The organism is Streptacidiphilus rugosus AM-16, assembly GCF_000744655.1.
Lineage (GTDB): Bacteria > Actinomycetota > Actinomycetes > Streptomycetales > Streptomycetaceae > Streptacidiphilus > Streptacidiphilus rugosus.
This window is the reverse complement of record NZ_JQMJ01000004.1, coordinates 7,071,123-7,096,925: the sequence shown is the minus strand read 5'-3', so window position 1 is coordinate 7,096,925 and position 25,803 is coordinate 7,071,123. Positions and strand designations below refer to the sequence as shown.

22 protein-coding genes are annotated in these 25,803 nt (G+C 70.8%); 6 read left to right on the top strand and 16 right to left on the bottom strand.

All coding sequences use genetic code 11. The annotated features are described in order from the left end of the window. Positions 1-210 precede the first annotated feature (210 nt). From BS83_RS40995 to BS83_RS40965, 7 genes are all read right to left on the bottom strand, one after another. Complete coding sequence (locus tag BS83_RS40995; RefSeq protein ID WP_037608498.1) at positions 211-1,389, bottom strand: hypothetical protein; 1,179 nt, start codon at positions 1,387-1,389, stop codon at positions 211-213. Positions 1,390-1,486: 97 nt separating this feature from the next. Next, positions 1,487-3,562, bottom strand: coding sequence for a type IV secretory system conjugative DNA transfer family protein (locus tag BS83_RS40990; protein WP_037608497.1), 2,076 nt, complete (start codon positions 3,560-3,562; stop codon positions 1,487-1,489). Then, positions 3,562-4,917 carry an ATP-binding protein gene (locus BS83_RS40985; RefSeq protein ID WP_084714882.1) on the bottom strand — a complete coding sequence of 452 codons (1,356 nt, stop codon included), beginning with the start codon at positions 4,915-4,917 and terminating at the stop codon, positions 3,562-3,564. Before BS83_RS40985 ends, BS83_RS40990 begins: the two co-directional genes overlap by 1 nt. Positions 4,918-4,952: 35 nt before the next feature. Then, positions 4,953-6,485 carry an SCO6880 family protein gene (locus tag BS83_RS40980; protein WP_037608495.1) on the bottom strand — a complete coding sequence of 511 codons (1,533 nt, stop codon included), beginning with the start codon at positions 6,483-6,485 and terminating at the stop codon, positions 4,953-4,955. Next, on the bottom strand, positions 6,482-7,753 hold the full coding sequence (locus tag BS83_RS40975; RefSeq protein WP_051945285.1) for a hypothetical protein: 1,272 nt from the start codon (positions 7,751-7,753) through the stop codon (positions 6,482-6,484). Before BS83_RS40975 ends, BS83_RS40980 begins: the two co-directional genes overlap by 4 nt. Then, positions 7,743-8,558 carry a hypothetical protein gene (locus BS83_RS40970; RefSeq protein ID WP_037608494.1) on the bottom strand — a complete coding sequence of 272 codons (816 nt, stop codon included), beginning with the start codon at positions 8,556-8,558 and terminating at the stop codon, positions 7,743-7,745. Before BS83_RS40970 ends, BS83_RS40975 begins: the two co-directional genes overlap by 11 nt. Positions 8,559-8,714: 156 nt before the next feature. Next, positions 8,715-9,026 carry a hypothetical protein gene (locus BS83_RS40965; protein WP_232248809.1) on the bottom strand — a complete coding sequence of 104 codons (312 nt, stop codon included), beginning with the start codon at positions 9,024-9,026 and terminating at the stop codon, positions 8,715-8,717. A 375-nt stretch (positions 9,027-9,401) separates the two neighbouring features. On the opposite strand from BS83_RS40965, the gene BS83_RS40960 reads away from it, so the two are divergent. Further along, positions 9,402-10,439, top strand: a complete 1,038-nt coding sequence (locus BS83_RS40960; RefSeq protein WP_051945283.1) for a C40 family peptidase — start codon at positions 9,402-9,404, stop codon at positions 10,437-10,439. Positions 10,440-10,637: 198 nt separating this feature from the next. Next, complete coding sequence (locus BS83_RS40955) at positions 10,638-11,357, top strand: phosphatase PAP2 family protein (RefSeq protein WP_037608493.1); 720 nt, start codon at positions 10,638-10,640, stop codon at positions 11,355-11,357. A gap of 247 nt (positions 11,358-11,604) precedes the next feature. Here BS83_RS40955 and BS83_RS40950 read toward each other — a convergent pair whose 3' ends face one another. After that, complete coding sequence (locus tag BS83_RS40950; protein ID WP_051945281.1) at positions 11,605-13,209, bottom strand: FAD-binding oxidoreductase; 1,605 nt, start codon at positions 13,207-13,209, stop codon at positions 11,605-11,607. 441 nt (positions 13,210-13,650) lie between these two features. Here BS83_RS40950 and BS83_RS40945 point away from each other — a divergent pair, with 441 nt between their 5' ends. Together BS83_RS40945 and BS83_RS40940 are read left to right on the top strand one after the other, a co-directional pair. Then, on the top strand, positions 13,651-14,514 hold the full coding sequence (locus BS83_RS40945; RefSeq protein WP_037608492.1) for a hypothetical protein: 864 nt from the start codon (positions 13,651-13,653) through the stop codon (positions 14,512-14,514). A gap of 177 nt (positions 14,515-14,691) precedes the next feature. After that, entirely contained in the window at positions 14,692-14,904 is a 213-nt protein-coding gene (locus tag BS83_RS40940; protein ID WP_051945280.1) for a hypothetical protein, read from the top strand. Positions 14,905-14,934: 30 nt separating this feature from the next. On the opposite strand, the gene BS83_RS40935 is transcribed toward BS83_RS40940, so the two are convergent. Beyond that, positions 14,935-15,270 carry a metal-sensitive transcriptional regulator gene (locus BS83_RS40935; RefSeq protein ID WP_051945862.1) on the bottom strand — a complete coding sequence of 112 codons (336 nt, stop codon included), beginning with the start codon at positions 15,268-15,270 and terminating at the stop codon, positions 14,935-14,937. 256 nt (positions 15,271-15,526) lie between these two features. Between BS83_RS40935 and BS83_RS40930 the strand changes: the two genes are divergently transcribed. Beyond that, positions 15,527-16,147: a DUF47 domain-containing protein gene (locus BS83_RS40930; RefSeq protein ID WP_037608489.1), complete on the top strand. Its 621-nt coding sequence runs from the start codon at positions 15,527-15,529 to the stop codon at positions 16,145-16,147. Between the two features lie 7 nt (positions 16,148-16,154). Next, the gene (locus BS83_RS40925) at positions 16,155-17,150 is read left to right on the top strand and encodes an inorganic phosphate transporter (RefSeq protein WP_037608488.1); all 996 of its coding nucleotides are present in this window, start codon (positions 16,155-16,157) and stop codon (positions 17,148-17,150) included. Between the two features lie 298 nt (positions 17,151-17,448). Here the strand turns inward: BS83_RS40925 and pstB are convergent, their stop codons facing one another. The 7 genes from pstB to BS83_RS40890 form a co-directional block, all read right to left on the bottom strand. Beyond that, entirely contained in the window at positions 17,449-18,225 is a 777-nt protein-coding gene (pstB, locus tag BS83_RS40920; RefSeq protein ID WP_037608487.1) for a phosphate ABC transporter ATP-binding protein PstB, read from the bottom strand. 57 nt (positions 18,226-18,282) lie between these two features. Beyond that, a complete protein-coding gene (gene pstA / locus BS83_RS40915; protein ID WP_037608486.1) occupies positions 18,283-19,353 on the bottom strand; it encodes a phosphate ABC transporter permease PstA in 1,071 nt (356 codons plus the stop codon). Then, positions 19,353-20,414 (bottom strand): phosphate ABC transporter permease subunit PstC, encoded by a 1,062-nt coding sequence (pstC, locus tag BS83_RS40910; RefSeq protein WP_084714876.1) that lies wholly within the window; start codon positions 20,412-20,414, stop codon positions 19,353-19,355. The genes pstA and pstC overlap by 1 nt, the downstream gene beginning before the upstream one ends. Positions 20,415-20,602: 188 nt before the next feature. Further along, the gene (gene pstS, locus BS83_RS40905) at positions 20,603-21,754 is read right to left on the bottom strand and encodes a phosphate ABC transporter substrate-binding protein PstS (RefSeq protein WP_037608485.1); all 1,152 of its coding nucleotides are present in this window, start codon (positions 21,752-21,754) and stop codon (positions 20,603-20,605) included. A gap of 207 nt (positions 21,755-21,961) precedes the next feature. Then, on the bottom strand, positions 21,962-22,384 hold the full coding sequence (locus BS83_RS40900; RefSeq protein ID WP_037611076.1) for an NUDIX hydrolase: 423 nt from the start codon (positions 22,382-22,384) through the stop codon (positions 21,962-21,964). 62 nt (positions 22,385-22,446) lie between these two features. Continuing rightward, the gene (locus tag BS83_RS40895) at positions 22,447-23,502 is read right to left on the bottom strand and encodes a CHAD domain-containing protein (RefSeq protein WP_051945278.1); all 1,056 of its coding nucleotides are present in this window, start codon (positions 23,500-23,502) and stop codon (positions 22,447-22,449) included. 52 nt (positions 23,503-23,554) lie between these two features. After that, the gene (locus tag BS83_RS40890; RefSeq protein WP_051945275.1) at positions 23,555-25,750 is read right to left on the bottom strand and encodes an RNA degradosome polyphosphate kinase; all 2,196 of its coding nucleotides are present in this window, start codon (positions 25,748-25,750) and stop codon (positions 23,555-23,557) included. Between the last annotated feature and the right edge of the window lie 53 nt (positions 25,751-25,803).

Sequence of the window (25,803 nt, the reverse complement as noted above, 5' to 3'; positions counted from 1 at the left end):
AGCCCTTCCGTCCACCGGAACCGTCCTCGGCAGCGCCTCCGAGTCGCCTCGTCGGTCGAGCCGCCTCAGCCGCGCGCCCCTTCGCCCCGCAACATCCCCACCACGCTAGGCAGGCAGCGGGAGCCTCCGCATCCGTGGAATTGCGGAGTTCTGACGGCGGGCGGACATGTCCGCCCGCCCGCCGTCCCGGTGCGCCTGTGCGCCGGAGCGTCAGAGGGCCTCGCTCGACGGGGGATAGTCCTGCGGCGCCGTCGGCTGAGCCTGCTGCTGAGGCTGCCAGAACGGGATGCCCGCCTCCTCCGCCAGCTGCAGGTCGAGGCTCTCGCGACGGATGCGGCGGTCGATGTACAGGAGCCCCTGGGTCAGCGGGGTGATCGGGATGGTCGCCAGGTTGACGAGCAGGACCATGGGCGTCACCAACGCGATGTCCAGCAGTTCGGCCGCCATGAGCTGCTGCAGCTGGGCGGAGTCGAGCGGGCCGCCCGTGGGCGGGGTGAAGCCGGAGACCGAACTGGTGAAGAGCTGGTAGGGCATCATGACGACCTGGCTGGCGATGCCGACCAGCAGGAGCATGACCAGGGTGACGCCGAACGAGCGCCACCAGGCGCCTTCGTTGAGCCGCCAGGCGCGGCGAAGGGCCGCCACCGGGCGGGCGCCCTCGAGGATGACCACGCTGGTCATCGGGATCAGGCGGATCTGGGCGTAGACGCCCCAGGCAGCGGCGGCGAGGTAGAGAAGCAGGCCGAAGCCGATGACCGGTCCGGGCGACTGCGTGACGAGGTCGATCAGAATGACCAGCACGGCGGTGACGATCATTCCGCCCATGGCCACCAGGTACATCAGCAGGGTGGCGCCGAGCAGGCGCCACACGTGCGGGCGGCTCTCGGTGGTGACCTGGCGGAGCGTCACCCTGCGGCCGACGACGGCGTGACGCAGCGTCGCGATGCTCGTGAGCGAGGAGCTGACGTACATCGCCAGGTAGCCGAGGCTGAACACCAGCAGCAGGACGCCCATGGCGACGCCCAGGCTCGCCCATTCACCGGCACTCGGCTCCCAGCCGTAGGTGCCGATGTTGTCGTGTGCGTCGACCCAGAAGGAGTGGAGCGGGGAGTAGAGGATCCCGCCCACGACGCCGAGGACGGCGAGCACCCCCAGCCCGGTGATGAGCACAGGCCCGTACACCGCGAGGAAGTTGTAGCGGATGGTGGTGAAGACCGCCTGGACGATCTCGCCGACGTTGAGCGGGCGCAGCGGTATGACGCCGGGTTTGGGCGCCTGCGGGAAGAAGCCCCACGGTCCGGCCGGGCCACCCGGTCCGCCGGGCGGGCCCTGCCAACCCGGCCCCCGGGTCCCGCCGCCGGTCGTCCGGGCGGCGGAGTGGGCTGCCACCAACCCCCGTTGCTGCTCATCTCTCTGGTGGTCCTTCGTCCGAGTGTCAGGAGAGACGAGCGTACGGCAGTGCCCGACCCAGCGGCAGGGCCGAAGGTCAGCGGACCTGGGCGGTGATGCGGAAACGTTGCGGGGTGCCGGTCCGTCGTCCGGGCAGCAGGAGGAGTTCGTCCCGGTCCAGGCCGCCTTGAGGGGAATCGCCCAGCGAGCCGACGGCCGCGAGGAGGGCGGCGAGGGGCTCCGGTGCGAGCGGACCGAGGACGGCGCGATGGTCGGCGTTCGTCCACAGGCTGTGGACGGCGCGGTCGCCCCAGCGAGCGCGAGCCTGCTCGGGGGAGCGGAGCAGGGCCAGCGCCCGCAGTCCGAGCGGGCCGCCGCGCGCCATCAGGTCGGGCAGTCCGGGGAAGGGGGCCACGGCGGCGATGTCGTCCAGGACGAACGTCAGCGCCGGGTCGAGCCGCCCGCCGGAGGAGCGGACCGCGGTGCGCCTGGCCCGCTCGAAGACGTCGTCCACCAGGGCGGTCAGCAGCGGCATCGCCGCGTGCGCCGGCGGGGCCTTGTCGCCGGGCTCCCGCAGACGGGTGTCGCCGGCGTTGCCGAGGACGTAGAGGCTGTTCGCCTCCCCGGCGCGCAGCAGCATGCCGGGGTCGAGTGCCGTGGAGGGCGAGGTGGGCGTGCAGGCGGTCAGGATGTGGAGCTCGGCCAGCGCGCCGAGGGCCGCCCGCACCCGGGCGAGTGCGGCGTCGAGGGCGGGGGCGGGCCGCAGCAGGGCGGCCTGGAGCAATCCGCCCCAGCCCTCGCCGGAGCGGTGCGCGTCGGTGGTGTTGAGTATCGCCACCGCCTCCTGCCGGGCGGCTCCGCCGCCCGCCGAGGCCCAGCGGGCGACATGACGGAACGGCCGGCCGCCGAGGGCGGCGGCGTGCAGCCAGCAGCGCAGAAGCGTTTCCGCCAGATCGCGGACGCCCTGCTCCTCGGCGTCAGCGGCAGGGCGCGCGGTGGGGAGCAGCAGCGCGTGGGCGCGGACGGTCGCGACGAGGGTGTCCTCGCAACCGCTGTGCGGGGCCCAGCGGCCCCGGGGCTGCTCCGGGTCCTCGCCGGTGAGTTGCTGCGGGTCGAACCGTGCCGCGCGCCGGTAGGGCGGCCGCCCCTCCCAGAGAGCCGGATCGGCGCCGACGACGAGCAGCGGGTCGGTCTTGGCGTCGGCGATCACTTCGCCCAGCAGCGCGAGCCGGGCCGCGGCGCTCGCCTCGGGGGCGAGGACACAGGTGGTTCCCTCGGGCAGCACGAAGCGGGCCGGCGGCGCCGGCGGCCTGGTCGGCATCGGCGGCATGGGCGCGACCGGCGGCATGCCGCGCCTGACCGACCCCGGCGCGCTCTGTCCCGGCAGGTAGGTGCGGTTCTCGTCGAGCCCTGCCGCGGCGGGGGGTTGAGCGGCCGGACCGGGAACGACGGGTGCGGCGGGACGGGGCGCCGGCGGGACCGTGCCGGTGGCGCCTGTGGACAGGCCGTTCTCGGCGGCGGCCCAGGGCGGGCCGAAGGTCGGCGCCGACACCTGCTGCGGTGACCGGCCCTCGCCGGACCGGGCCCCTGCGGCGTCGGCCGACACTCGCGCGCCCGGCGCGGCCGTCCCGCTCGCCTTCCGCAGGCGCGTGCCGCCGCCGACCGGCGCCGCCGTCGGCGTCACAGCGGTGGCGGGTGTCACAGCGGCTGAGGGCTCCGGTCGGCGCTGGGCCGGCGGGTGCGGGCCGCCGGCCGCCGCGGCGGCGAGCGTCGCCCGGTGCCGGGCACGGGCCGTCGCCAGGGTGAGCAGGACGGCGAGGATCAGCGCGAGCAGGGCGAAGAAGGTGAGCCAGAACGCGAGCGGTGAAGGGAGCGTGGCCCGCACGGTCGTGGGCCAGGCGCCGGGGAGGTCGTTCGGCGCCGTCGCCAGATGCCGGATCGCGCCCGCCGTCGAGGTGAAGGGCAACGGATGGGGCAGCTGTCCGTGCGAGATCACGCCGCCCAGCGCGGTTGCGGCCCAGAACAGCGCCGTCGTCCCGAGCAGGAAGGCGAGCAGGCCGACGATCGCCCCGTCAGGAATGCCGCGCCCGCCCGACGGCGCGCCCGAGGGGCCGCCGGTGGGCGAACCGCCGCGGCCCTGGACGCCGCGCGGCGGCGGTGGCGCGGAGGCCATCACGCCGCCGGGTCGTCGGCGAGCTGCTGCGAGGCGCGGGTCCGTTCTGCGATCGCGTCCTCCGTCATGGCCCGGTCCGTGAAGACCAGCGGGCGTTCGAGCTCCGTGATGATGTGCTTCACCACCTGCACGTTGCCGTTGACGTCCCAGACCGCGATGCCCGGCGAGAGCGTCGGAATGATCTCGACCGCCCAGCGTGGCAGCCCCAGCACCCGGCCGGTGGCTCTCGCCTCGTCGGCCTTCTGCATGTAGATGGTCCTGGTCGAGGCCATCTTCAGGATCGCCGACGCCTCCTTCGCGGCCGCGCCGTCGACCACGTCGGAGAGGTGGTGCACCACCGCGATGAAGGAGAGGCCGAGCCGCCGCCCGAACTTCAGCAGCCGCTGGAACAGCTGCGCCACGAACGGCGAGTTGATGATGTGCCACGCCTCCTCCACCAGGAAGATGCGCTTGCGCCGGTCCGGCCGGATCCAGGTGTGCTCCAGCCAGACGCCCACGATCGCCATCAGGATCGGCATCGCGATCGAGTTGCGGTCGATGTGGGAGAGGTCGAAGACGATCAGCGGCGCGTCCAGGTCGATGCCGGTCGTCGTCGGGCCGTCGAACATGCCGCGCAGGTCGCCGTCGACGAGGCGGTCCAGGACCAGGGCGACGTCCAGGCCCCAGGTCTGGATCTCGTCGAGGGAGACGCCAAGCGCGTCGATCGAGTCGGTGTTCGGGGTCCGCAGCGCGTCGATGATGTCGCCGAGCACGGGCTGGCGGTCCGTCACCGTCGCGGTGACGTGCGCGTGCGCGGCCTTGAGCGCGAACCCGGCCCGCTCCTCCAGGCTGCGACCCATCGCGACCTCGATGATGGTGCGCAGCAGCGCCAGCTGGCCCGTCGTGGTGATCGCCGGGTCGAGCGGGTTGAGCTTCACGCCGCCGGCCATCGCGGCCATCGGGTCGAGCCTGACCGGAGTTATCCCCAGGGCCCGGGCGATGAGGTTCCACTCGCCGACGCCGTCCTCGCCCTGTGCGTCCAGGACCACGACCTGCCGGTCGCGGAACCGCAGCTGCCGCAGGACGTAGGTCTTCTCCAGCGCGGACTTGCCGTTGCCGGACTCCCCCAGCACCAGCCAGTGCGGAGCCGGCAGTTGCTGGCCGTAGAGCTGGAAGGGGTCGTAGACGTAGCCCTTGCCGCTGTAGACCTCACGGCCGATGATGACGCCCGAGTCGCCGAGCCCGGGAGCGGCCGTCGGCAGGTAGACGGCCTGCGCCTGGCCGGTGGAGGTGCGCACCGGGAGCCGGGTCGTCTCGATCTTGCCGAAGAGAAAGCTGGTGAACCCCTCGGTCATGCCTCCGAGTGGTGCTGCCATGGCCGGCCTCCAGTGGTTCGAGCGTGCTTAGGGGGTCAGCGGCGGATGCCGGTGGCGAAGGGGAGCGTGTTGACGAAGGCGCGGTGGTGCTCCCGGTCGCACCATTCCAGCTTGAGATAGCTCTTGCCGGAAGAGGCGCGAATGGTGCGCTTGTCGCGCGCCAGCGCCTCCGGAGAGCGCGAACTGACGGTGATGTAGCCCACCAGGTTCACCCCGGCCGCCCCCGACGCCAGATCCTCGCCGCGCTGGTCGACGCGGCCGGTGTGGGCCAGGTCGCGCGGGTCGACGGTCCGGTTCATCTTCGCGGCGCGGCTGGCCTCGGCCTCGTCGTTGGTCTTCTCGGTCAGCATCCGCTCGATGGCGACGTCCGTGGGCTCCAGGTCCATGCAGACGGCCACGGTCCGGATCACGTCAGGGGTGTGCACGAGCAGCGGGGCCAGGAAGTTCACGCCGACGGGCGTCAGCGGCCACTCCTTGATCCACGCGGTGGCGTGGCACCACGGCTCGCGGGTCGCCGACTCACGGGTCTTGGCCTGCAGGAAGTGCTGGTGGGTCGCGTCCAGCTCGGCCGGCCAGGCGTTGCGCTTGGACATGGCCTGGATGTGGTCGATCTGGTGGTCGGGGTCGTACATGGAGTGCAGCAGCGAGGAGAGCCTGGCCTGCCCGAGCGGCTGGCGCACGCGGATGTCCGCCTCGGCGAGCCGGGCGCAGATGTCGGTCAGCTCGCGGGCCATGACGGCGGCCAGGCCCTCGTCGCCGCGCGCGCGGCTGTGCGCGGTACGGCCCATGGCCTGGGCCTCGGCCGCGAGTTCGCGGGTGTACGGCATGCAGGCGACCAGGTAGGCGCGGTGCTGCTCGGAGGAGGTGGAGACCATCGCCTGCAACTGGTCGTAGGACTCCTTGAGCCAGTCCAGCGCGGCGCCGTCACCGCGCCGGGCGACGTCCTTGGCGTGCGCGTCGGGGTCGGCGGGGAGGGTGCGGGCGAGGATCTGCAGCCGGGTCACGAAGCCGTCGCCGTTGGCGACGTGGCGCAGCAGCGTGCCGAACCGTTCCACCAGGGCTTCCTGGTCCTCGCTGTCGCGCAGACCGACGCCGGGCCCCTCGATCTCGATCGCGGCGGTGACGGTGCGGCGGTCGAGGTGCAGCAGCACGGCGACCTCGTCGGGCCCGAAGGGCGCGGCCAGCCAGCGGATCCGGCCGATCCCCGGCGGCGGGCCGACCTCGACCTCGCCGCCCGCGAGCCGCGTTCCCGCCTCCATCGCGCCGGAGCGGAAGGAGGAGGACCGCGAGATCCGCTTGTAGCTGCGGTTGATCTCGGCCCACTTGTAGAAGGTCCGCTTGCGGTAGGGGACGTAGACGATCGCGAAGCCGATCACCGGCAGGCCGATCAGCCCGAGCAGCCGGATCGGCAGGACCGGGACGAGGATGCCCCACATCATGCCGAGGAAGGCGCAGAAGATGATCAGGAAGATCTCGCCGCCCTCGCGGTTGCGGCCGATGACCGCGTTGGGCTTGGCCTTCCCGATCAGATACGTGCGCCGGTACTGCCCGACAGGTGGGGTGGTCACGGCTGGTTCCCGCCTCCCTTGGCGAACGTGCTGGTGGTACGGGCAGCAGCTGCCTGGTCGGGCCCGCCGCCCTGGGCCGGCGGAGCCGGCGTGTTACGGGTCGCGTGTGCGGCGATGCCGGGCTGCACGCCGCCGGCGGCGCTGCCGCCACCGCTGCCGCCGCCGGACTCGCCGTCACGGCCGGCGTGGGTGTTGATGCCCTGCTTCATGAAGTTCGCCGGCCCGTTCACGACGGCGCGCCCGGCGCTGACGGCCTGCGCGCGCGCCCGGCGCATGGCGACCATGTCGTCGCCGAAGCCGGGCACGAAGCGGTAGATCACGGAGCTGGCGAAGATCGAGAGCACCAGGATGGCGACACCGGAGGTGACGGTGGAGAACGCGTCGTTGGCCCCGGCGGAGGAGGCGATCGCCCCGGCCAGCCCGAGCACGATGACGATGACCGGCTTGATCAGGATGATCGCGATCATGAGCCCGGCCCAGCGCCGCACGTGCTTCCACAGCTGCTTGTCGACGAGCCCGGCGTAGACGACGGTCCCCAGCAGGGCGCCGATGTAGAGCATCGCGGTGCGCACCCACATCTCCAGCCAGACGACGGCGGCCGCGAGGATCGCGATGAGCGAGACCAGCACCAGGATGATCGGCCCGCCGCCGATCCTCCCCGAGGTGAGGGTGTCGGCGAAGGTGCCGAGGTAGGTCGCGGTATCGGTCTTCGTCCCCGCGGCGATGCCCTCGGTGAGCCCGTCGGTGGCGCTGACCACGGTGTAGAGGATCAGCGGGGTGAACGCGGACGCGATCACGGTCAGCCAGAGGAACCCGATGGCCTCACCGAACGCGGTGTGCAGGGGTACGCCACGGGCTGCGCGCTTGGTGATGGCGAGCAGCCACAGCAGGAGGGTGAGGAAGGTCGCGGCGGCGAAGACGATGGCGTACTGCTTGAGGAACGCGGCGTTGGTGAAGTCGACGTTGCTGGTGCTGTCGATCCCGGCGGAGAGCTTGCGCACGATCCAGGCGGCGGCTTTCGCGCAGCTGTCGGCGAGCGACTGGACGGGATCGACGGAGCCGGGGAGGCCGTTGCCTGAGGGGGTGTTGGTGTTGGCCCCCTGCTCGCAGAACTGCTTGGCGAAGCCGATCAGTCCGTTGCAGTTGGCCTTGGAAGGTGCAGGCGTCGGGCTCGGGGAAGCCGCTGCGGCGAAGCCGGTGAGCAGCAGAGTCTGCACCGCCGCCATGCCCGTGGCGAGCGGGATCAATCTGCGGAGGTCAACGGGCATAGCGGAACCCTCCGAACTGCGTGGCGGCATTGGCGATGGCGTTGAAGTCGGAGACCTTCTGGTTGCCGCTGACCGGAGTGGGGCCGTCGACCTGTGAGAAGCTCAGCACCTTCCAGTCGCCCCCCACCCAGTGCAGCTCCAGCGTCATGGTGAACCAGAACTCGGTGACCGGCTGGGTCGACCCCGAGCCGGCGAGGCCGATCAGGCCGTTGGTCCAGATCTCGACCGTCGCCTTGTCCTGGGCGTAACTGTCGACCTTGGTGCCGACCGGGTTCGGACGGCAGACGAAGACCAGGCCGTTCGGCCCATGACCGTTCGTCAGTCCCAGCTTGGCGGCCTGGGCGTCGTAGGACGCGTCGAAGCTGGTCTGCAGGGTGGAGGTCACGGACGGGTCTGTCACCGTCTGCAGGATCGCGTGGCGGCTCGCCGTGGCGTACATGTCGCTGGAGCCGAGGGCCACCGAATAGTTCGCCGCCGCGCTCTGCGCGCCCTCGCTGGTGTGGGGGTACTGGACCCCGATGCCGTTGGCCGTCGTCGTCACCGGCTGGGTGCCCGTCGGGGCCGTGGACGAGGCGTGGGTGCCGCCGTTGCCGGTGTCGTTGGAGGTGCCGCCGCCGTTCGCGCCGTTGGCACCGCCGCCGTTGCTGCGGTTGATCACCGCGACGGCGATCACCAGCAGGAACACCACGACGAACACGCCGCCCAACAACCGCAGCCGCTTCAGCCCAGGGGCCTGCGGCCCGAGCGGCTGGTCGCCCGCCGGGAGGCGGGTACGTGTGTGCGGCTGGTCGTCGGAGACGGACACGGCAGCCCCCTTGGGACGAGGTGGGCGGGCAGGTGGGCAGGCGGCGCGCACCCCGGGGTGGGGCATGCGTCAACTCTGACACCCGGACGGTGACCCGTGGGCGGGGATTCACCGATCCGGACTAGTCATTTCGGGCTAGGGGACTCGGACGACTAGTCAGATCGCCATTCCATACACAATGGTGAAGAGCGTCCCCAGCGATCCGATGATGAACACGCCGGTCAGCCCGGCGATGATCAGCCCTTTGCCCTGTTCGGCGCTGAAGGTGTCGCGCAGCGCCGTCGCGCCGATGCGCTGCTTTGCGGCGCCCCAGATCGCGATCGCCAGGCAGCCGAGAATGGCCACCGCCATCACGACCTCCACCATCGTCCGGGCCTGCGTGCCCAGATTGGCGAACGGGCCCCAGTTGGGCGCGATCCCGCCAATGATGGTGTTGATGTCACCCTTGTTACCCGCACTCAGATACAACGCAACCACCCACCTGATCATCATTCAAAGCCCAAGGCCCGGCCGTGGCGAAGAGCTCTGCCCCATTCTTGGCCAGATCCGATGTCGACTTGGCCACTTTGCGGAGGTTCCCTCCCGAGGCGCTCGTCACAACTGCCACGATGGGGGTCCGCCGGAGTGCGCGGAACCCCTGACGTCGCCCGATCGACCCTACCGCTAACTCTCTGTATCACCGGTGATTGCCATCGGCAACGCTCTCGCCGACACTGTCCGGAGACGACCGGAGGGGCTTTCGCCCCTGCTCCTGCCCTACTGACCGCTCATATAAGCCAATATGACGCCGCGTAGCCGCCGCGACCGCGGCGAACCACCCGATCGACGGCCCGGAGGCACCTGATGGCGGTTCCACGCAGGGCCGCGCTCGTCGGCGGCGGTGTGGCCGGCGCGGTGGTGGCGCTGTTCGCCGCGTTCGTCTCGGCCGTGATGATCACGGCGGGGAACATCAACCAGGCGGCCGCGCAGGGCACGCTCTCCCTCGCGCCGGGGACGGTTCCCACCGCATACACCGGGCTGATCCAGCAGTGGGGCAGTCTCTGCCCCGAGCTGACGCCGCCTCTGCTGGCGGCGCAGTTGTTCCAGGAGAGCGGCTTCAGCGCGACCGCGCAGAGCCCGGTCGGCGCGCAGGGGATAGCGCAGTTCATGCCGGGCACCTGGAAGATCTACGGGATCGACCCGACCCACAGCCACACGCCCAGCCCGTGGAATCCGGCCGACGCGATCCCCTCCGCGGCGTCCTACGACTGCCAGCTCGCCAAGGACACGGCGGCCGTGCCGGGTGACAAGCAGGCCAACATGCTGGCGGCCTACAACGCCGGCCCGTACGCGGTGATCAGCGCGGGCGGGGTGCCGCCGATCGCGGAGACGCAGCACTACGTCGCCAACATCAAGAAGCTCGCGCAGTCGTTCACCGCCGCGACGACGATGAGCGTGTCCGCCCAGGCGGAGGGCGCGATCTACTTCGCCCAGTCCAAGCTCGGCACGCCGTACCAGTGGGGCGGCGAGGGACTGGCCTCGCAGGGCTACCGGTTCGACTGCAGCGGGCTCACCCAGGCGGCCTACAAGAGCGTCGGCATCGCGCTGCCGCGTGTCGCGGCGGACCAGTGGTACGCGGGCCCGCATCCGAGCCGCAGCCAACTCCTGCCGGGGGACCTGGTCTTCTTCTCGCACGACCCGCACGACCCCTCGCAGATCCACCATGTCGGGATCTACGTCGGCGGCGGCTACATGATCAACGCCCCGCACACGGGCGCCGTGATCCGCTTCGACTCGATCGACTCCGAGGGCGACTACTTCGGCGCCACCCGCGTCACCGGGTCCAGTGCGAACGCCATGCCGACCGTCCAGCTGAACGGCACCATCGCCAACGGGCACTGACGCACGACGCGCCGGTTGTGCCGGTCCCGTGAGCGAAGGGCAACATTCCGATAACTTCGCGCCTAAGCGGAACGCTTTGGGGCATTCGTTCCGTTGTGCCCGCAGTAGAGCGAGCACACTTGACCTTGGTGCAACGGCGCACACAACGGGGGTTGCTTGGCGGCAACGGGCTCACAGTGGTGTTAGCGGAGGTGCGGGGTGGTCACGCTACTGGCCGACAGCGGTGGCGGAGGGACCCTCGACTGGTCGGTGGTCTCGGCCGTCAACGGGCTGTCCGCGCATCTGCCGCACGCTCTGGACTCCGCGCTCGCCTACCTCGGCGAGTACGGCGTGCCGCTGGCGTCCGTCCTGCTCCTGCTCTACGCCTGGCTGCGGGCCCGACGGACCGCGGACGCGCCGGTCGGGGTCGCCGGAGTGCTGTGGGCGGGGCTCGCCGCGGGGCTCGCGCTGCTGATGAACGTCCCGGTGCGGGCGATGGTCCAACGGCCCAGACCGTTCGTCGACCACCCCGGCCAGATCCACCTGCTGATGGAGCACCAGGCGAACGGCTCGTTCGCCAGCGATCACGCGACCTTCACGATGGCGGTCGCGATCGGCCTGCTGCTGGTCAACCGGCGGTTGGGGCTGATCGGGGTGGGGCTGGCCTGCCTGGAGGGCCTGCTGCGGATGTTCGTCGGGGTGCACTACCCGTCCGACATCCTCGGCGGCTTCGCGCTCGCAGCGGCGACGGTGCTGTTGCTCGCGCCGGTCGCGATGGCCGTGCTCACGCAGTTCACCCACGCCCTGACGCGGTCCTCGCTGGCCCCCCTCGTCACCGCGAGGACCCGCGGCACCCGCCGTGGCGGTCCCCAGGTGCGCGCGGTCGCCGCGGGCACTCCTGACACCACCCCGAACGGCCCCCAGGACCTCGCGGCGTAGCTCTGACGCACCCGAGCCCGTTGCAGGGACCTCCAGGGGCGCGAGCAACCACCCGGAGGAGGATGGCCCCGCGCGTTCGGGGCTCTGCCTGGACGGGTGGCTTGTCGCGGACTCAGTGGATCAAGCACAGCCCCGCGCCCCTGGGGTCGCACCTTCCCCTCGCAGGAACGTGGCGCGCCGGAGGCGCAGAGATCAGCCGAGCCGCGCGCCCCCGGTGTGTTGCCACTCTCCGCAGGCCCGGCGTGCACTACGCCAGAGGGATGCCCTGGGGGAAGCGGAAGAGGCCGGTGGGGTCGTAGGCCTTCTTCACCTGGCGGAGGCGGGGCGCGTTCGCGCCGTAGTAGGCCTGTTCCCAGTTGCGCAGCTGCGGGTCGGCGTAGTTCTGGTAGGCCTCGCCGCCGGCGTACGGCCGCATCGCGTTCCACGCGCCGTTGAGCCAGGCCCAGCTGCGGTCCGCCGCCGAGCCGCCCGTCACGCCCGCCGGGTAGTCCGCGGTGTACTGGGCCATGAAGAGCCCGCTGCGGTGCACGAACGCCGTGTCCCGCGCCCCGACGCGGTTGATCGCGCCGCCCAGCGCGTCGAAGGCGATCGCGCCGTGCCCGCCGGAGGGCGCGCTGCGCGGGTAGCGGGCCACCGCGGCGACCACCGCCGCCGCGCCCGCGCCGCTGAGGCGGCGGGTGAAGATGTCCGAGCGCGCGCCGTACGAGGAGCGGACCAGCGTGCCGGACGGGTTGTGGCCGGGCAGTGAGCCGTGGACGTGGTCACGGGCCACCGGGAGGCCGGTGACGCCGCCCATGACCTCCATGGTCGTCATGTAGGAGGCGCTGTGCAGCGACGCGCTGCTCGGGCGCACGGAGAGGCGGTCGACCAGGTTGCCCAGCTCGGTGCGCGAGCCGCCCAGCAGGTTGACCGTCGAGGCGATGCGCAGGTTGCCGTCGTAGGAGGCGCTGATGTGCAGGTTGGCCCAGAGGGCGTCCGGCGCGGTGGGGGCCCAGGCCTGCCAGGCCTGGATCACCGCGGCGGCCTTCGACCAGGGCCAGGAGAGGAAGCCGTAGCTGCAGTCGTCGGCGGGGTGGGTGCGGAAGTCGAGGCGGGTGACCACGCCGAAGTTGCCGCCGCCGGCTCCCCGCAGCGCCCAGAAGAGGTCGGCGTCCTGATGGGCGTTGACCTCGCGGATCCTGCCGTCCGGCGTGACGATCTCTGCGCCGGTCAGGTTGTCGCAGGTCAGTCCGTTGGCGCGACCGGTGACCCCGACGCCGCCGCCCAGCGTCAGGCCGCTGACGCCGACGCTCGGGCAGGAGCCGGCCGGGATCGTCCGTCCCGACGCGGCGAGGCCGTTGTAGACGTCGACGAGCCGTGCCCCGGCTCCGACGCTCCCGTTCGCCTGCACGGTGTTCATCCGGCCGACGTCGACGACCAGGCCGTTGCTGACGGTGGACCAGCCCGCGTAGTTGTGTCCGCCGTTCCGCGCCACGATCGGCACGCCGTACCGGCGGGCGAAGGCGAGGCAGGTGGCGACGTCGTGCGGGGAGGCGGCGTACGCGACCGCGGCGGGCCTGATCGCGTCGAAGCGGGGCTGGAACAGCTCGGCCGCCTCGCCGTAGCGGGAGTCGCCGGGCCGGATCAGCTGGCCGGCCAGTCCCTTGGCCAGCGCGGCCCAGTCGGCGCCCGTCGCCGCGAGGGGCGTGCCCGTCGTTCCCCTGGCGCTCGACACCCCGGAGGCGGAGCCCGAACCGGAGCCGGATGCGGAGGCCCGACGCTGCGTGTCCGCGCAGGCGGCGATGCCGACGCCGGCGGCGAGCGCGCCGCCGACCCGCAGGAGATTACGACGCGTGCTGCCGTGGTCGCCCATGGTCTTCCTTCTACCGTCCCGCCCGGTGGTTACGCGGGAGTAGACGAGGAAACCGCCCGGAGGGTTGCATCCCCTGGGAATCAGGGGCGCACTCCGGGCGGCATGGGCCTGGCGGTGTCGGTGGTGCGGTGGTGCGGTGGGAGCGGGTTCCGCGCGGACGGCTACGCGTCGACGTCCGCGTGGTGTTCGGCAGCGTCCCTGCGGGCCTTGTCGCGGGAACGTCGAGCCGGGGAGTGCCAACCGCAGCTGCACTTCGCCACGGCGAACGCGCCTTTCTCCGCAACGGACGTCTGGTGCATCGGTTCTCCCTGACGTCGCTGGGCCGGTATGGCGGGACCCGCCTCTTTCGTCACGATTCAACGGTAACCCGGACGGCCGTAACCCCACCCCCTCGACCTCGTTAGTCACAGCGCACACGCACGCCGTGTCCTGGAGGAAACGATGTCCCGCCCGCTCCGCGCCGCACTCGTCGCAGCGATCGCCGTCGCCGCGCTCAGCTCCTGCTCGTCCGGCGCCGCTCCGGGCACGAGCAGCGACGCCCAGACGGTCGACCCGGCCTCCGACCACCTCGCCGCCGATCCGCTGACGGCCGTCCGCTCGGCGGCGGACATCACCGGGCACAACGGCTACCTCCAGGACGTCACCACGCTCCGGACGGTCTCCGCCACCAAGCAGATGACGCTGCACGGCACCGGCGCCTACGACTACGGGGCGCATCTGGGGAGGGTCCAGGTCGCGGTCCCCGCCGGTTCGGGCACCAGCGCGCCGGGCCACCTGAACGAGGTCGTCAGCCCCGGCGTGGTCTACCTGCAGAACAGCGGGGCCAAGGTGCCGGCCGGCAAGTGGATCAAGCTCCAGGTCCAGCAGTTGGGCGACGGCAACCTGGTCAGCAGCGGCGCGACGGATCCGGCCAGCGCCTCCGACGCCCTGCGCGGCGCGGAGACGGCGACGCTCGTGGACACCTCCACGGTGGGCGGAACGGTCCTCAAGCACTACCGCGGCACGCTCGACCTCGCCGCGGCGGCGAAGGCGGCGGCCGGCCCGGCGGCCGTGGGGCTCGCCCTCGCCTCGCACACCTTCACGGTGAAGAAGGTGCCCTACGACGTCTGGCTCGACGAACACGGCCGGATCAACAAGGTGGTCGAGGTCTTCACCTTCGCCCAGGTCGCCGGTTCGACGGCGGCCAAGGACCAGGTCCGGGTCACCTCGACGAGCGAGTTCTCCGCCTTCGGCACGCCGGTGAGGATCGAGACTCCGGCCCAGGGCGACATCGTGGCGCCGAGCGCCGCGGCGGGCAGCAAGTAGCGCGGGAGGATCCGGCCTCCGTACGCGGCTCCGGCAGCGGCGGCCGGCCCCTTCCGTCTCCAAAATGGCCCAGACGTGCCATGCACGCCCGGCCCGGGCTGCCTACTCTGTAAAGAGTTGACTAGCCGTCGGAGGCGACAGCCCGCGAGCTCGGGGCCATGGGAGGAGGTGGCGTGCGTGGCCACGGACGACCCGATCGCCCTGGCGGAGATCGAGATGTACGGCGACCTCATGATCGCCGCGGCTGCCACCCCGGGTGAGAGGCTCAGCCCCGAACGGATCGACACCATCCTCCGCGTGGAACGCGAACGGGAGGCGCTGACCCCGCGCGTGCCGCAGCAGCGCGTCAGCGAGGAGGACGACCCACCCTCCGCTCCCGCCTCCGCCTGAGAGCGGAGGCGGGAGGGCCGGGCAGAGAGGTCAGGAGCGCAGCAGGCGGGCGATCGCGGCCGTCGCCTCGGCGACCTTCTCGTCCGCCTCGGGCCCTCCCTGGGCGGCGGCGTCCGCGACGCAGTGCTTGAGGTGCTCCTCCAGCAGGCTGAGTGCGAAGGCCTGGAGTGCCTTGGTGCTGGCGGAGACCTGAGTGAGGATGTCGATGCAGTAGGTGTCGCTCTCGACCATCCGCTGCAGACCGCGGACCTGCCCCTCGATCCGGCGCAGACGCTTGACGTGTTCGTCCTTGCGCGCGCTGTAGCCGTGCGGGCCGACGTGCCCCGCGTGGTCCTGGTTCGTGCTGTCCACGTCCACGACGTCCATGCCGTCCATGGTAGGGCTCGCGGCGGCCCGGCATCGTGGACCGGTCACGTCTGGATATCGAAACGCGCGCTTCGAATCACAGGCTTGCGCGTACGCGTGACCCTAGTTGCGTCCGGCCCCGCCATACTGCCCACCACCTGTACGTACGCAAGGATGATTTCAGGTACTCCGTGTCGGCCGTTGCACCCCGGTGTGCGCAATGTCCGGGCGCAGCGCCTAGCATCGCTACGTCCGCCCCTGTACTTCGGAGACTTTTGTGCGTATTCGTCTGACCCCCCGGGAGACGAGCTTCTATGACATGTTCGCCGCCTCGGCGAACAACCTTGTCACCGGCTCCAAGCTCCTGCTGGAGCTGCTCGGCGCCGATGTCGCAGCGCGGTCGGAGATCGCCGACCGGATGCGGGCCGCCGAACACGCGGGCGACGAGATCACACACTCGATCTTCCACCAGCTCAACTCGTCCTTCATCACGCCCTTCGACCGCGAGGACATCTACTCTCTGGCCTCCTCGCTGGACGACATCATGGACTTCATGGAGGAGGCCGTCGATCTCGTCGTCCTCTACGAGATCGACGCGCTGCCCAAGGGTGTCGAGCAGCAGATCGAGGTGCTCTCCCGGGCGGCGGAGCTGACGGCGGCGGCGATGCCGAACCTTCGCTCGATGGCGAACCTGACGGAGTACTGGATCGAGGTCAACCGTCTGGAGAACCAGGCCGACCAGATCCACCGCAAGTTGCTGGCGCACCTGTTCAGCGGCCAGTACGAGGCCATCGAGGTGCTGAAGCTCAAGCAGATCGTCGACGTCCTCGAAGAGGCCGCCGACGCGTTCGAACATGTGGCGAACACGGTGGAGACCATCGCCGTCAAGGAGTCCTGAACCGCCCGTGGAGATCTTCGGACTGGTACTGGTCATCGGCGTGGCCTTCGGCTTCGCCTACACCAACGGCTTCCACGACTCGGCGAACGCGATCGCGACCTCGGTCTCGACGCGGGCGCTGACGCCGAAGGCCGCGCTGCTGATGGCCGCGGTGATGAACCTGGCCGGCGCGTTCCTCGGCACGGGCGTGGCCGCGACCGTCACCAAGGGCATCATCGAGACGCCCAGCGGCACCCAGGGGATGGTCATTCTCTGGGCGGCGCTGATCGGGGCGGTGGTCTGGAACCTGATCACCTGGTACTTCGGACTGCCCTCCTCCTCCACGCACGCGCTCATCGGGGGCATGATCGGGGCGGCGCTGGCCGGTGGCACCCAGGTGATCTGGTCCGGGGTCTGGGACAAGGTCGTCGTTCCGATGGTCACCTCGCCGATCGTGGGTCTGATCTTCGGCTTCCTGATGATGCTCGGGATCATGTGGGCCTTCCGCAAGGTCAACCCGCACCGCGCGAAGCGCAATTTCCGCATGGCGCAGACGGTCTCGGCGGCGGCGATGGCCCTCGGCCACGGCCTGCAGGACTCGCAGAAGACGATGGGCGTCGTGGTCCTGGCCCTGGTGATCTCCGGGCACCACACCGGCACCTCGATCCCGCTCTGGGTGAAGATCAGCACGGCGCTGGTCCTGTCCCTGGGCACCTGGGCCGGCGGCTGGCGGATCATGCGGACGCTCGGCCGCAGGATCATCGAGCTGGACCCCCCGCAGGGCTTCGCGTCCGAGTCGGTGGCGGCGACGATCCTCTATGTCACGTCCTACGCGTTCAAGGTCCCCGTCTCGACGACCCACGTGATCACCTCCGCGATCATGGGCGTCGGTGCGACGAAGCGGGTGCGCGCGGTGCGGTGGGGCGTGGCGAAGAACATCGTCATGGGCTGGTTCATCACCCTCCCGGCCGCGGGCCTGGTCGCCGCCCTCGTCTACTGGATCAGCTGGGCGATCGTCGGCTAGTGCCTCAGGGGCGCGAGGCTCCGCTGAGATGCGCCTCGGGCGCGCGGGCGCGACAATCCCCCAGCCTTCGGCCGGGAGGTACCCCCTCCGGCGTGCGGGTGGTCCTCATCGCGCAGGGCCATCCGCGCAGGGTGGTTCCTCGCGCATGCAGTCGATCAAGCAGAGCCTCGCGCCCCTGAGGTGGCGCCCCTCGCCGGTCAAGAACGGAAGGCCCCGGTTCCAGTAAAGGAGCCGGGGCCTTCCGCATTGCACCTCCGTGGCGGCACCGCCTAGTAGCGCCACGGAGGGGTCTGGGGGATCACCCGAAGCGGCCGGAGATGTAGTCCTCGGTCGCCTGGACCGACGGGTTGGAGAAGATCTTCTCCGTCGCGTCGATCTCGATCAGGCGGCCCGGCTGGCCCACGCCCGCCAGGTTGAAGAACGCCGTCCGGTCGCTCACGCGCGCGGCCTGCTGCATGTTGTGGGTGACGATGACGATCGTGTACTGCTCCTTGAGCTGACCGATCAGGTCCTCGATCGCCAGCGTCGAGATCGGGTCCAGCGCCGAGCAGGGCTCGTCCATCAGCAGGACCTGCGGCTCGACCGCGATCGCGCGGGCGATGCACAGACGCTGCTGCTGGCCGCCGGAGAGGCCCGCGCCCGGCTTGTCCAGGCGGTCCTTGACCTCGTTCCAGAGGTTCGCGCCGCGCAGCGAGCGCTCGACCGCCTCGTCGACGAGCTTCTTGTTGCGGACGCCGTTGAGCTTGAGGCCGGCGGCCACGTTCTCCTTGATGGACATGGTCGGGAACGGGTTCGGCCGCTGGAAGACCATGCCGACCGTGCGGCGCACGGCGACCGGGTCCACGCTCTGGCCGTACAGGTTCTCGTCGTCGAGCAGCACCTTGCCCTCGACGCGGGCGCCCGGGATCACCTCGTGCATGCGGTTGAGCGTCCGCAGGAAGGTCGACTTGCCGCAGCCCGACGGGCCGATGAAGGCCGTCACCGAGCGAGGCTCGACGATCATGGAGATGTCCTCCACGGCCCGGAAGTTGCCGTAGTACGCGTTCAGTCCGCTGACGTCGATGCGCTTGGCCATGATGTTCTGTCGCTTTCTTGAAACTTCTGGATGTCCGTATGCCCGTGCGTCAGCACGTCAGCGCGTGGCGCCCTTGGGCGCCTTCCATCGGGCGATGCCCCGCGCGACCAGGTTCAGCACCATGACCACCACGATCAGGACCAGCGCACCGCCCCAGGCGCGGGCCTGGGACTGGTCGGTGCCTCGCGAGTACTCGGTCCACACGTAGAGCGGGAGCGAGGACTGCGGGTTGTTGAACGGGTCCATGTTGATCGCGTCGGCGCCGAAGACCAGCATCAGGATCGGCGCGGTCTCGCCGATGATGCGGGCGACGGCCAGCATCACGCCGGTCACGATGCCGCCCAGTGCGGTCGGCAGCACGATGCGGACGATCGTGAGCCACTTCGGCACGCCGAGGGCCAGGGAGGCCTCGCGCAGCTCGTTGGGGACGAGCTTCAGCATCTCCTCGGTGGAGCGCACCACGACCGGCAGCATCAGGATCGCCAGCGCGATCGAGCCCGCGAAGCCGGTGTAGGGCATGTTGAGGATGATGATCCAGAAGGACAGAACGAACAGGCCCGCCACGATCGACGGCACACCGGTCATCACGTCCACGAAGAAGCTGACCGCCTTGGACAGCTTGCCGTTCCGGCCGTACTCGACCAGGTAGACGGCGGTCAGGATGCCGACCGGCGCGGCGAAGAGCGACGCCAGGGCGACCTGCTCCAGGGTCCCGATGAGCGCGTGGTAGAGACCGCCGCCCTCGTCGTTGGGACCGATGTTGTTCATCGAGTGCGTCAGGAAGTTGGCGTTGACGACGTCCAGGCCCTTGCTGACGGTCATCCACAGCACGGAGACCAGCGGCAGCAGCGCCAGCAGGAAGGCGACCCAGACCAGCGAGGTGGCCAGGGTGTTCTTCGCGTGGCGGCGGCCCTCGACGACGGTCGAGGCGACGTACTGGATGCCGATGAAGAGAATCGCGGCGATCAGGCCCCACTGGGCCTTGCTGCTGAGGTCGAAGCCGGCGCCGATGGCGACGGCGAGCAGAGCGGCCAGCGCCGCGTTCGCGGCGGGCATCCAGCGGGGGAGGCGGCGTTCGGTCAGGGGGGAGCTCAGGGAGTTCCGCGAGTTCGCAAGGCTGCTGCTCATCAGGCGTCAGCTCCCGAGTATTCCTTGCGGCGCGCGATGATGAGCCGCGCTGCGCCGTTGACGAGCAGGGTGATCACGAACAGCACCAGGCCGGAGGCGATGAGCGCATCGCGGCCGAGGCCCTGGGACTCGCCGAACTGCGAGGCGATGTTCTGGGCGATGGTCGAGCCGCCCGGGTCCAGGATGTGCAGGTTGATCACGTAGGACGGGGAGAGCACGGTGGCGACGGCCATCGTCTCGCCGAGCGCGCGGCCGAGGCCGAGCATGGACGCCGAGATGATGCCGGAGCGGCCGAAGGGGATCACCGCGGTGCGGATCATCTCCCAGCGGGTCGCGCCGAGCGCGAGCGCGGCCTCCTCGTGGGCACGGGGCACCTGGAGGAAGATCTCGCGGGTGACCGCGGTGATGATCGGCAGGATCATGATGGCCAGCAGCACGCCGACGGTGAACAGGCTGCGCGGCTGCGAGCCGGGCAGCTGCTGCTTGAAGATGTAGGTCCAGCCGAAGTACTGGTTCAGCCAGGCGTTGATGCCGAGCATGTGCGGCACCAGGAAGAGCGCGCCCCAGAGACCGAAGACGATCGAGGGCACGGCGGCAAGCAGGTCCACCACGTAGCCGAGGCCCTGGGCTATCCGGCGCGGCGCGTAGTGCGAGATGAACAGCGCGATGCCGATGGCGATCGGCACGGCCAGGATCATCGCGACGACGGCGCTGATGATGGTGCCGGTCGCGATGGCCGCGATGCCGAAGACCATCGGGTCGGACTGGGTGTTCCAGTCGGACGTGGTGAGGAAGTTGCCGGTGTTGGCGTTGATCGCGGCGATCGAGCGGTAGGTGAGGAAGGCCGCGATGGCAGCCATGATCACCAGGAGCAGGATGCCGCTGCCGCGGGAGGCGCCGGCGAAGAGCGTGTCGCCGAGGCGGGACTTCCCGCTGCCGGAGAACGCACTGCGGCCCCGCCGGGACTCGGGTCCGGCGAGGTGGTCGGAAGGCTGGGGGCGCTGTTCGCCCTGCGGGGGCAGGTCGTGCGGCGGGGCACTGGTGTTGCGTGGGGTTTCCATGGGATCTCCGGTCTGAAGATGCCGTCCCTGGGACGGCACCGGGCGGCGGTGCACCGGACGAGAGGTGGCTTGGTCAGCCCTGTGTCGGGACATCGGTTCGTCGGTCGGGTGGCGTCCCCGGGGGGCGGGACACGGATCGCTCCGTGTGTCCGCCCCCTGGGTCGGTCACTGGACCAGCAGCCGTCGGATCAGGACAGGCCGTTGATGGTGGTCTGGACCTGGGTGGCCAGGGAGGCCGGGAGCGGGAAGTAGCCGAGGCTGGCGACCGACTGCTGGCCCGCGGAGCTGGAGATGTAGTTCAGGAACGCCTTGAGGGTGGGCAGCGTGTCGGCCTTGTTGCCCTTGTCGCAGGCGATCTCGTAGGTGACCAGGACGATCGGGTAGGCGCCGTCCGTCTTGGTGGTGTAGGCGGGCTTGAGGTCGAGCGTCAGGTCGGGGGCGGTGCCGGTGACCTTGGCGTCGCCCACGGCCTTGGACGCGGCGTCCGCGGTGACGGCGACCGGGGCGGTGGCACCGGTGGCGATCTGCGCGGTGCTGATGCTGCCGGAGGTCGCGTAGGACATCTCGAAGTAGGAGATGGAGCCCTGGACCTGCTTGACCTGAGCCGCCAGGCCGGAGGAGCCGGCCGCAGCCTGGCCGCCCTTGGCCGCCCACAGCTTGTTCGGGGCGAAGGTGTAGTCGGTCGGCGCGGCGGCCGCCAGGTACGCGGTGAAGTTGGCGGTGGTGCCGGAGCCGTCCGAACGGTGGAAGGTCTGGATCGGCAGGTTGGGCAGCGTCGCCGACGGGTTCAGCTTCTTGATCGCCGCGTCGTTCCAGTTGGTGATCTTGCCGGTGAAGATCTGCGCCAGGGTGGGCGCGTCGAGCACCAGGTTGCTCACGCCGGGCAGGTTGTAGCCGATCGCGATGGGGCCACCGATCATCGGGATGTCGATGCCCTTGCCGCCGCCGGTGCAGGCGGTGCCCATCGTCTTCTGGACGTCGGCCGGCTTCATGGCGGCGTCGGAGCCGGCGAAGGCGACCTTGCCGCTCTGGAAGGAGGTGATGCCCGCGCCGGATCCGGTGGCCTGGTAGTTGATCTGGACGCCCGAGCACTTGGCCTGGAAGTCCTTGACCCACTGGGTCATCGCGTTCGCCTGGGCGGTGGAGCCGGCGCCGAGCAGCTGGCCGCTCGCGCCCTTGCAGTCCGCCGAGACGGCCGCGGCGGTGGTGCCGCCGGCGGAGGCGCTCGGGGAGGAGGTGGTGTTGTTGTCGGAGCCGCACGCCGCGAGCGTCAGCGAGCTGACGACCGCAAGGGCGCCGATGGCGAGGGCCTTGGTGCGGCCGTTGCGCTGGAGCTTCACTGGTGATCCCTTTCAAGCTGGTCGCGGAGCCGTCCGGCTTCCGATGACACTGAAGTTAGGGAGGGGAGGTGAAGCGTTCGGCCTGCGCAAATGAACGGAGGGTGAACCTACGTCGGACACCGGGATACGCAGACCTGTGGTAACGGTTTCACCACGACCAGGGCACGACCAGGGCACAGCTGTTGTGCGACACCGCGTCTGCGGGCCTCAGCCGCCGAGCTGTTCGAGCAGCGCGTCGACCAGGGCCCGGTCGTGCTCGTAACTCAGCATCGCACGGGCCTCCGCGACCGGCAGCCAGAGGAGTTCGTCGACCTCGCGGTTGGGCACGAACCGGCCCGTCAGCCGCGTCGCGGACCAGTAGCGGACCCGCTTGACCCGGTCCCTGAACAGGTAGTGCCGGGTCGGCAGCCGCTGCCCGAGCAGAACCTTCATGCCGGTCTCCTCGAAGGCCTCCCGCAGGGCGGCCTCGCGGTGCTTCTCGCCGATCTCGAGCTTGCCCTTCGGGAAACTCCAGTCGTCGTACTTCGCCCGGTGCACCAGGGCGAGCTCGATGCCGTCCCCGCCCTTGCGCTCGCGCCACAGCACGACGCCGGCCGCCTTCACGATCTCCAAGCTGCGCGGGGCTTCCATGCTGCGCGGGACCCGGTCCTTCTTCTTGCGGGAGTCGGCGGCGCCGGACGGGCCGGCACTGTTCAGGTCGATCGGGCGAGCCATGGGTCGGTGAGCCATCCGGAGCTGAGGAAATCGGGCCAGGAACAGCTGAAAGCGTGGCGCGCGGCCTCGACCTCCAGACGCTGATCAGCATGCACCACGCCGAGCACATATGCCGTCGCCGGGGTGATTCTGGGTGTCCTGGCCGCGAGCGCGGCAGCCTCCGCCGCGTCCACCGCCTCCTGCTGCCGCTCCAACTGGGCCGCCAGCGCGGCCAGTCCCGCCAGCGGCTCCGCCGCGCGCCCGCCGAGCAGCGGCCCGCAGACCTCCAGCGCGTAGCGGGCGTAGCGGACCGCCGCGCCGACCCTGGTCCACGCGGCGTCGTCGTGCGCGGCCTGACCGGCCGGGTCGGCGGCAACCCGCATCGGGATCCGGTGCAGCGCGTCGCCGTTGTAGGGGACCGCCGCACGGTCCAGCGGCAGCCGGTCGACGGTCAGCTCCAGCGCCTCGAAGGTCCGGGCCGCGTGGCCCAGCAGTTGCTCGGCCGGATGGATCTCCTCCGGTGCGCGCAGCGGAAGGTCGGAGACCAGGAGGGTCATCCGGTCGGCCAGCGAGTGGAACCGCGCGGAGCCGAGCTCCTGGAGCGCGGCGGTGTGGCTGCGCGAGCGGGCCAGGGTGAGCTGTCGCTCCAGCATCGCCCTGGCCTTGGGCGCCCCCGGGTGGTGGGCCAGCAGGCCGCCGACGTTCGGCCCGGCACCCGGCTGTTCGGCGTCGGCTGCCCTGGGCAGCGGGACCGCGACGTCGGTGCAGGTCAGCGAGTCGACTGCGGTCAGCAGTCGGGCGAGTCTGCGGGTGTAGCCGCGCTCCTGGCCCAGCGTGACGATCAGTGCGGCGAGATCGCCGCGGAGCGTCTCGCCCCAGGTCGGGTCCAGCAGGCCGCCGAAGCCGTGCAGGGCGCCGTCGACGCGGCGCAGCGTGCCGAGGTCGACCTCGGGCAGCGCGCGCAGGAAGCGCCCGGCCTGCTCGGCGAGGTGCGCGCCGAGCAGGCTCTCGGCCGAGGAGGACCCTGAGGGGGGCGGCTCGATCCCGGTCGTCATTCGGTGAATCCCCGTTGTGTTCGCGTTCTTCGATAAGTGCCGGTCGGACTGGTCAGCTGGACCCGGCACCGGGCCCCCAGCCGTCTGCGCCTCGTCGGGCACGGAGGCGGGAGTCGATCAGCAGCTCCTGGACGTTGCGCAGCGGCCGTCCGTCCGCGTCGTGCGCGTGTCTGGTCCAGGCGCCGTCCGCCCCCAGGTGCCAGGAGGAGGTGTCGTCGGCCATGCCGAGCTCCAGCAGGCCCGCCAGTTCGGCGCGGTGGCCCGGGTCGGTGACCCGCAGCAGCGCCTCGATCCTGCGGTCCAGGTTGCGGTGCATCATGTCGGCGCTGCCGATCCACACCTCGGGGTCGCCGCCGTTGCCGAAGGCGAAGATCCGCGAGTGCTCCAGGAAACGGCCCAGGATCGAGCGGACCCTGATGTTCTCGCTCAGCCCCGGCACGCCGGGCCGGATCGCGCAGATCCCGCGCACCCACACGTCCACCGGCACGCCCGCCTGGGAGGCGCGGTAGAGCGCGTCGATCACGGCCTCGTCGACGATCGAGTTGACCTTGAGCTGGATCCGGGCCGGGCGTCCGGCGCGGTGGTGCGCGATCTCGTCGTGGATCCGCTCGACCAGGCCCTTGCGCAGCGAGCGCGGCGCGACCAGCAGCCGCCGGTAGGACTCGCGGCGCGAGTAGCCGGAGAGCCGGTTGAACAGGTCCGAGAGGTCGGCGCCGACCTGCGGGTCTGCGGTCAGGATGCCGATGTCCTCGTAGAGCCGGGCCGTCTTGGGGTGGTAGTTGCCGGTGCCGACGTGCGCGTAGCGGCGCAGCGTCTCGCCCTCCTGCCGGACCACCAGGCTCAGCTTGCTGTGCGTCTTGAGCCCGATCAGGCCGTAGACGACGTGGCAGCCGGCCTCCTCCAGCTTGCGGGCCCACTTGATGTTGGCCTGCTCGTCGAAGCGCGCCTTGATCTCGACCAGGACCAGCACCTGCTTGCCCGCCTCGGCGGCGTCGATCAGGGCGTCCACGATCGGCGAGTCGCCGGAGGTGCGGTAGAGGGTCTGCTTGATGGCCAGCACGCCCGGGTCGGCGGCGGCCTGCTCCAGGAAGGCCTGCACGGAGGTCGAGAAGGAGTCGTAGGGGTGGTGCAGCAGCACGTCGCGCTCGCGCACGGCGGCGAAGATGTCGGGCTGCGAGGCCGACTCGACCTCGGTCAGCCCGCGCGCGGTGCCGGCGACGAACGGCCGGTACTTCAGCTCCGGCCGGTCCGCGCCGGCCAGCGCGAAGAGTCCGGTCAGGTCGAGCGGCCCGGGCAGCGGGTAGACCTCGGCGGCGGAGATGTTGAGCTCGCGGACCAGCAGGTCCAGCACGTAGGGGTCGATCGACTCCTCCACCTCCAGGCGCACCGGCGGCCCGAAGCGCCGCCGCATGAGCTCCTTCTCCAGCGCCTTGAGGATGTTCTCGGTGTCGTCCTCCTCGACCTCGAGGTCCTCGTTGCGGGTCACCCGGAAGGCGTGGTGCGCCAGCACCTCCATGCCGGGGAAGAGGTACTCCAGGTGCGCGCCCATGACGTCCTCGAGCGGGACGTAGCGGTTCGGCGAGGCCTCGAGGAAGCGGGAGAGCGACTGCGGCACCTTCACACGAGCGAAGTGCTTGTGCCCGCTGACCGGGTTGCGCACGACGACGGCGAGGTTCAGCGAGAGTCCCGAGATGTAAGGGAAGGGGTGCGCGGGGTCGACCGCGAGGGGCGTCAGCACCGGGAAGATCTGCTGCCGGAAGAGCGCGAGCAGGCGGCCCTGCTCCTTGTCGGTCAGCTCGTTCCAGCGCACCAGTTCGATGCCCTCGGCGGACAGCTCGGGCAGCACGTCCTGGTGGAAGCAGGCGGCGTGCCTGGCCATCAGCTCGCGGGACCGGGTCCATATGAGGTCGAGCACCTCGCGCGGCTGCAGGCCGCTGGCGCTGCGTTGGGCCACGCCGGTCGCGATGCGGCGCTTGAGGCCTGCGACGCGGACCATGAAGAACTCGTCCAGGTTGCTGGCGAAGATCGCCAGGAACTTGGCGCGCTCCAGCAGCGGCGTCTCCGGGTCCTCGGCGAGTTCGAGCACGCGCTCGTTGAAGGCGAGCCAGCTGCGCTCGCGGTCCAGGAACCGGTTGTGCGGCAGGTCCTCGTCGGAGTCCGTAGGGACGGTGATCTCAGGGACGAGTACGGCGCCCGCGGAAGCGGTGGCCGCGACGCCTGGTTGGTTGGTGGCAGGCTGGGCTGTCATCTTCGGTGGCTCCTCCTGCACGGCTTCGTCCGGCCCTCGCCGCCGCGGTGGCC

Excerpts from the sequence above, each read along its gene's own strand:
- BS83_RS40990 (WP_037608497.1), bottom strand. The coding sequence starts at position 3,562 with ATGGCCTCCGCGCCACCGCCGCCGCGCGGCGTCCAGGGCCGCGGCGGT.
- BS83_RS40945 (WP_037608492.1), top strand. The coding sequence starts at position 13,651 with ATGTCCCGCCCGCTCCGCGCCGCACTCGTCGCAGCGATCGCCGTCGCC.
- BS83_RS40935 (WP_051945862.1), bottom strand. The coding sequence starts at position 15,270 with ATGGACGTCGTGGACGTGGACAGCACGAACCAGGACCACGCGGGGCAC.
- BS83_RS40985 (WP_084714882.1), bottom strand. The coding sequence starts at position 4,917 with ATGGCAGCACCACTCGGAGGCATGACCGAGGGGTTCACCAGCTTTCTC.
- pstA (WP_037608486.1), bottom strand. The coding sequence starts at position 19,353 with ATGAGCAGCAGCCTTGCGAACTCGCGGAACTCCCTGAGCTCCCCCCTG.
- pstC (WP_084714876.1), bottom strand. The coding sequence starts at position 20,414 with ATGGAAACCCCACGCAACACCAGTGCCCCGCCGCACGACCTGCCCCCG.
- BS83_RS40975 (WP_051945285.1), bottom strand. The coding sequence starts at position 7,753 with ATGCCCGTTGACCTCCGCAGATTGATCCCGCTCGCCACGGGCATGGCG.
- BS83_RS40900 (WP_037611076.1), bottom strand. The coding sequence starts at position 22,384 with ATGGAAGCCCCGCGCAGCTTGGAGATCGTGAAGGCGGCCGGCGTCGTG.
- BS83_RS40890 (WP_051945275.1), bottom strand. The coding sequence starts at position 25,750 with ATGACAGCCCAGCCTGCCACCAACCAACCAGGCGTCGCGGCCACCGCT.
- BS83_RS40950 (WP_051945281.1), bottom strand. The coding sequence starts at position 13,209 with ATGGGCGACCACGGCAGCACGCGTCGTAATCTCCTGCGGGTCGGCGGC.
- BS83_RS40895 (WP_051945278.1), bottom strand. The coding sequence starts at position 23,502 with ATGACGACCGGGATCGAGCCGCCCCCCTCAGGGTCCTCCTCGGCCGAG.
- BS83_RS40960 (WP_051945283.1), top strand. The coding sequence starts at position 9,402 with ATGGCGGTTCCACGCAGGGCCGCGCTCGTCGGCGGCGGTGTGGCCGGC.
- pstB (WP_037608487.1), bottom strand. The coding sequence starts at position 18,225 with ATGGCCAAGCGCATCGACGTCAGCGGACTGAACGCGTACTACGGCAAC.